This window comes from Aquabacterium sp., from assembly GCF_021768455.1.
Classification (GTDB): Bacteria; Pseudomonadota; Gammaproteobacteria; order Burkholderiales; family Burkholderiaceae_C; genus Aquabacterium.
Window position 1 is genome coordinate 1 of sequence record NZ_JAIZVX010000206.1, and the last position, 5,573, is coordinate 5,573.

Annotated in this window: 8 protein-coding genes; all 8 read left to right on the forward strand. The window is 60.3% G+C overall.

What is annotated here, in order from left to right; all coding sequences use genetic code 11:
- The coding region (locus QZ994_RS18470; protein WP_290877112.1) for a phage tail protein at positions 1–779 on the forward strand (779 nt) is incomplete at its 5' end.
- Positions 776–1,096 carry a hypothetical protein gene (locus QZ994_RS18475; protein WP_290877115.1) on the forward strand — a complete coding sequence of 107 codons (321 nt, stop codon included), beginning with the start codon at positions 776–778 and terminating at the stop codon, positions 1,094–1,096. The genes QZ994_RS18470 and QZ994_RS18475, both read left to right, overlap by 4 nt.
- 17 nt (positions 1,097–1,113) lie before the next feature.
- Positions 1,114–2,226, forward strand: a complete 1,113-nt coding sequence (locus QZ994_RS18480; RefSeq protein WP_290877118.1) for a hypothetical protein — start codon at positions 1,114–1,116, stop codon at positions 2,224–2,226.
- On the forward strand, positions 2,226–2,627 hold the full coding sequence (locus QZ994_RS18485; protein ID WP_290877121.1) for a hypothetical protein: 402 nt from the start codon (positions 2,226–2,228) through the stop codon (positions 2,625–2,627). The genes QZ994_RS18480 and QZ994_RS18485 overlap by 1 nt, the downstream gene beginning before the upstream one ends.
- A gap of 12 nt (positions 2,628–2,639) precedes the next feature.
- Positions 2,640–3,302, forward strand: coding sequence for a tail fiber protein (locus tag QZ994_RS18490; RefSeq protein ID WP_290877124.1), 663 nt, complete (start codon positions 2,640–2,642; stop codon positions 3,300–3,302).
- Between the two features lie 115 nt (positions 3,303–3,417).
- A complete protein-coding gene (locus QZ994_RS18495) occupies positions 3,418–4,848 on the forward strand; it encodes a phage tail sheath subtilisin-like domain-containing protein (RefSeq protein ID WP_290877127.1) in 1,431 nt (476 codons plus the stop codon).
- Positions 4,849–5,355 carry a phage major tail tube protein gene (locus QZ994_RS18500; RefSeq protein WP_290877130.1) on the forward strand — a complete coding sequence of 169 codons (507 nt, stop codon included), beginning with the start codon at positions 4,849–4,851 and terminating at the stop codon, positions 5,353–5,355.
- A 57-nt stretch (positions 5,356–5,412) separates the two neighbouring features.
- The coding region (locus QZ994_RS20055) for a phage tail assembly protein (protein WP_367172344.1) at positions 5,413–5,573 on the forward strand (161 nt) is incomplete at its 3' end.

Here is a 5,573-nt window from a genome sequence, read left to right on the forward strand (position 1 = left end):
GCGGGGCTGCCGTGGTGTTGACCCACATGGCAGCCGGCGATGGTGGCGGCAACCCAATCCCGACTGATCCACTACCCGAAGCGCTGGTGCGCCAGGTGGTGCAAAAGCAAATCAGTTCGCTGTCGGTGAACACCATCGACAACACCATCATGATGGCGGAAATGGTGATTCCTTCCGATGAAGGCGGGTACGCCATTCGTGAAGTGGCAATCAAGGATGCGACCGGCGCGACGTTCGCCATCGGCAATTTCCCCGACACCTATAAACCGCTGGCTACCGAAGGCAGCACGCGCGAAATGGTAATCCGGGCCGCCATCAAGGTGGGCAATGCAGCAAATATCCAACTGGTGATTGACACCAGCATTGTGCTGGCAACGCGCGCCTGGGTGGAGTCGAATTTAACCGGCGCATACATTCTGCCAGGCGGCCTTACCGGGCAGGTGGCCTACAAAAAATCGAATGCCGATGGTGATATCGGCTGGAAGAACATCACCGACGCAATCAACGTCGCCGTGGACGTACTGGAAGAGGTGCAAACGACTGTCGCCGGCCAAACGGTCTACACGATGTCAACACTGACCACTGATGGGGTGGCTGTCTACATCGAAGGCGTACGCGTCTTCGGCTTCACCGTAGTGAACAGCACGACCATTCAGCTGCCGTTCACCTATCCGACATCGGGGCATGAAATCGCGTTCGTTCAAAACGAGCCGAACGAACCGCTTAATCTGCGACGGACCATTACCGGCCGTGGCTATTTCTTGGGGCAATTAGCATGAGTGTATTGGGTAAAATCGCGTCGGCGGATATCGCCGCCGCTGACACCGCGCAGTTACTGGCGCAGGTTGATGGCGATGCCATCGTGAACATTCTGTGCTGCAACCGCAATTCAGCGGACATCACCATTCGGATGGCCATCGGCCCATCTACTGGTTCATCGCCGGCAGCTGCCGACTGGATCGAATACGACGTGCTGGTGGCAGCGAACCAGCCGATGGAGCGCACCGGCCTGGCGGTATCGAAAAACGAAAAATTGTGGGTTCAGGCTTCGTCGCTGAACGTCAGCTTTCGCGCGCACGGCGTGCCGGCAACCTAATTTAAGGAAATCATTTCATGGGACGTTATACCGGCACGCCGCCAGCAGTCGCGGCAACCACTCTGCAGGTTCCAGTCGGCAGCATCGCATCCGTTTTGCGATCTGGCGACGCATACAAGGCAGTGGGCGAATCCATCCAGCGCAGCCTGTATCCGGCGATGAATAGCGCGTTTCCGCGCAATGGCAGTTTCACGGCTGCTGCTGGCTCGCTGGCCGCTGCAAACGTGAACGCTGTAGCCTATGGCGCTGGCGTGTTTGTCGCTGTTACCGGGACCAGTTCGGCAACGTCAAAGATCGTCGGATATTCTTCGGATGGCATCAACTGGGGAATCGCGGAATTACCTTCTGCGAAGCAGTGGCAAGCTGTCGCTTATGGTGCCGGCCTGTTCGTCGCTATTGCCTTTACTGGCGAAGTCGCCACGTCGCCAGACGGCGTTGTGTGGACCGCTCAAACCTCCCTGACCGGAACCGGTTACAACACCTGCGTTTTCAGCGGCACAGTGTTTGTCGTCGTCGGGCAAGGAACGAATGCTGCATCCTCTACGAATGGCACCGCATGGACGGCGCGCACGCTACCATCCAGCAATAATTGGGTGAACCTCGCCTTTGGCGCTGGTCTGTTTGTTGCGCTCAATAACACCGGCACCGCATCGGCAACGTCTCCAGACGGCGCGACGTGGACCGCTCGCACTGCACCGTCGACAAATGGTTATCGCGGCCTTGCCTTCGGGAATGGCGTGTTTGTTGCGGTAACGAACAACGGCATAACGGCCACGTCGTCAGATGGCATCAGCTGGACTGCGCGCAGCTTGGGGCATACCGTCAACAACACCGCGTTGGCCATCGTGTTCGGCAATGGCGTCTTCATTTGTACCAACGGCGCATACGGCGCTGGCGGCGGCGTATTGGTATCGTATGACGGCATCAGCTGGAAGCAGAAGAACCTGCCACTGGCATCTGGTTCCGGGTCTAGCATTACGGCCGCAGGATACGGGGCTGGAACCTTCTCCCTGTTCACCACGTCCACCACGTCGCCAACTGCATGCGCAGCTGCCTACGCGGAAAACCTGACAGACAGCACCTACCTGTACCTGAGCGGCACCGCAGGCCAATTTGTGCGGGTGAAATAATGGCCTGGCTACTGGACGAAGCCGGATATGTCACCGGCACCTATTACGGCCCTGGCCAACCAGCGAACAGCACCACTGTTCCGCCACCAGCAGACGCCGCCACGCCGCTGCAGTTCGTTGATGGCGCGTGGCTGGTTTTGCAGACCGCCAGCAAGCGCATCACCCTGCTGGCGTTCTATTCACGTTTCACGTCCGATGAACGCCTGGCCGTCCGCGTGGCGCAGGCGCGCGACATGGTGGTGGCTGATTTCATGATGCTGGTGGGCGCAGCGACGTTCATCGACCTGGACGCCGACGACACGCAGAACGGAATCGCCTACCTGGTATCCACGCACCTGCTGACCACTGAGCGCGCCGCTGCAATCCTGGGCGCGGCCATCACGGACGCCGAGCGCCCTTAACAGAAAGGATATATGAGCAATCTATTACTGACTTTCTGGAAATCCATGTCAGATGACTGGGCGCGCGTCACCGGAGCGATGATGCCCTACGCAGGGCCAATTGCGCCAGCCGGGTACATTTTCGCCAACGGCAACGCCCGTAGCCGGACCCAGTACGCGGCGCTGTTCCAGGCGCTTTGCCCGCAGTTTACTGGCACCACGACCAGCGGCAGCAGCACAATCACAAACGTGAGCGTTGATTACAGCGCGGAACTGCTGGTGGGCTACCCTGTCAGCATGGCCGGCGTTCCAAATGGCGCAACAGTCACTGCGATGACGGCAACCACGATCACGATATCTTCGGCGGCCACTGTCACAGCCAGCAGCATCGCCGGCAGCATTTGCCCATGGGGCCAAGGCGACAACAGTACGACCTTCGGCATTCCTGACATGCGCGGCGAATTCCCGCGCGGCCTGGATCGCGGGCGCGGAATCGACTTGAACCGCAAGCTGGGCGTTGCACAGGGCGGCACAACCATCAGCATGGCGGCGAACAAGGTTTCGGCCATCACTGGCGCGGACACCACGACCGGTTCGGTGGGCGGCGCGGCGCTGTCGGACGATGCCGGCGTGACGTACACGAACTACGCGGTTCGTATTCGCAATGTCGCCGTGAACTGGATCATCAAAACCTGACGATTCCGCCGCGACACAAAGCGGCGGATTTGTTGGAAAACCCACTAGAGGAAGGCTGCCAAGGTTCCGAGCAAAATTCAGGCTGCGAATTCTGAATTTCTAAGGGACCAATTTTATGGCTGAAACCTTCCTGCATGGCGTCGAAGTCTTAGACATCGATTCCGGCGCGCGCCCGGTTGCGACCGTGGCGACAAGCGTTATCGGTATCGTCGGCACTGCGCCGGATGCCGATGCCACCGTTTTCCCGCTGGACACGCCTGTGCTGATTGCTGGCTCGCGCGCCACCGCCGCAAAGCTGGACATGACCGGCGACGGCCTGGGAACCCTGCCCGACGCGCTGGATTCGATCCTGGATCAAGCCGGCGCTGTCGTTGTCGTTATCCGCGTCGAAAAGGAAACGACCGACGCCGCGACCCTGGCCAACGTACTGGGCGGCACTGACGCGAACACCGGCCAGCGCCTGGGCGTTCACGCCCTGCTGTCGGCGAAGTCCACGCTGGGCGTTCAGCCGCGCATCCTGATTGCGCCAGGCTTCACGCACCAACGCACCGCCAACGGCATCTTGACCATTGCGAAAAACAATGCTGGCGCTGGCTACACCAACGGCACGCACGCGCTGGTATTCACTGGCGGAAGCGGCACTGGCGCGGCCGGCACCGCTGTGGTTTCGGGCGGCGCAGTCACCAGCGTTTCACTGACCGCCAGCGGCCAGGACTACACCAGCAATCCGACCGTCACCCTGGCCAGCACCGCAGGCGCAGGCACCACGACCGCAACGTTCACCATCACGCGCGGCACCGTGGGCAATTCGATTGTCGCCGAACTGATCGGCATCGCCGACCAGCTGCGCGCCGTGATCTTCGCTGACGGCCCTGGCACCAACGACGCCGCCGCCGTCGCCTACGCTGGCGACTTCGGCAGCAAGCGCGTGTACCTGATCGACCCGCCAGTGCTGAAAACTGGTTCGGATGGCCTGACCATGCAGAGCTACGCGAGCGCGGGCGCTGCTGGCATCCAGGCGCGCATCGACAATGAACTGGGCTTCTGGTGGTCGCCATCGAACCAGCTGTTCAACGGCATCACCGGCACGTCGCGCGCTATCGACTTCGCGCTGGGCGATTCCGCCAGCCGCGCCAACCTGCTGAACGAAGCCAAGGTGGCCACGATCATCCGCGAAGACGGCTTCCGCCTGTGGGGCAACCGCACGCTGTCGAGCGATAGCAAGTGGGCGTTCCTGTGCGTGGTGCGTACCGCCGACATCATCAACGACAGCCTGCAGGCCGCGCACCTGTGGGCCGTGGATCGCGGCATCACCAAGCAGTACATCGCCGAAGTTACCGAAAGCGTGAACGCCTATCTGCGCCACCTGGTCAGCATCGGCGCGATCCTGGGCGGCAGCTGCTGGGTTGATCCTGACCTGAATACTTCCGATCAGATCGCGCAGGGCAAGGTGTATTTCGATTTCGATTTCACGCCTGCTTATCCGGCCGAGCATGTGACGCTGCGCAGCCACCTGGTCCAAGACTACATCAAGGAGATTTTCTAAATGGCCGCCCGCGACGTACGCAAAAATTTTAACCTGTTTGTCGATGGCACCAGCTACGCCGGCCAGGTTGACGAGGTGAACCCGCCAAAGCTGACCCTGAAAACGGAAGAATTCCGGGCCGGCGGCATGAACCTGCCTATCAAGCTGAACATGGGCCAGGAAGCCATGGACGCCGATTTTTCCATGATCGCGTTCGACCGCAAGATTCTGGCGCTGTACGGCGTCGCCGAAGGCCAGTTCGTGCAGTTCACTCTGCGCGAAAACCTGGAATCGTACGACGGCACCACGACGCCGGTTGTCCATAGCATGCGCGGCAAGATCACCGAATTTGACCAGGGCAGCGTCAAGGCCGGCGACAAGCCATCGCTGAAAATCGGCCTGAACCTGAACTATTACAAGCTGCAGCATGGCGACGTGGTGGTGCAGGAAATCGACGCGGTGAACATGATCCACATCGTCAACGGCGTGGACATGATGGCGACGCAGCGCGCCAACCTGGGCATGTAATCAGCGCGGGCCGGTGAGCGCCGGCCCGTTTCGCAAATCAATTTCAAGGAAAAATAAATGTCGGAATTCGTACAACTGGACGCCAACGGCGACGCAATCGTTACCCTGGCCAAGCCGCTGACCATCGCTGGCGTTTCGGTTTCCGCGCTGAAAATGCGCGAGCCGACCGTTAAGGACCAGCTGGTGATGGACGCCACCGCCGGCACCGATGCGCAGAA

Bases quoted from the DNA above. Each gene is read 5' to 3' on its own strand.
- QZ994_RS18475 (WP_290877115.1), top strand. From the start codon at position 776: ATGAGTGTATTGGGTAAAATCGCGTCGGCGGATATCGCCGCCGCTGAC.
- QZ994_RS18480 (WP_290877118.1), top strand. From the start codon at position 1,114: ATGGGACGTTATACCGGCACGCCGCCAGCAGTCGCGGCAACCACTCTG.
- QZ994_RS18485 (WP_290877121.1), top strand. From the start codon at position 2,226: ATGGCCTGGCTACTGGACGAAGCCGGATATGTCACCGGCACCTATTAC.
- QZ994_RS18490 (WP_290877124.1), top strand. From the start codon at position 2,640: ATGAGCAATCTATTACTGACTTTCTGGAAATCCATGTCAGATGACTGG.
- QZ994_RS18495 (WP_290877127.1), top strand. From the start codon at position 3,418: ATGGCTGAAACCTTCCTGCATGGCGTCGAAGTCTTAGACATCGATTCC.
- QZ994_RS18500 (WP_290877130.1), top strand. From the start codon at position 4,849: ATGGCCGCCCGCGACGTACGCAAAAATTTTAACCTGTTTGTCGATGGC.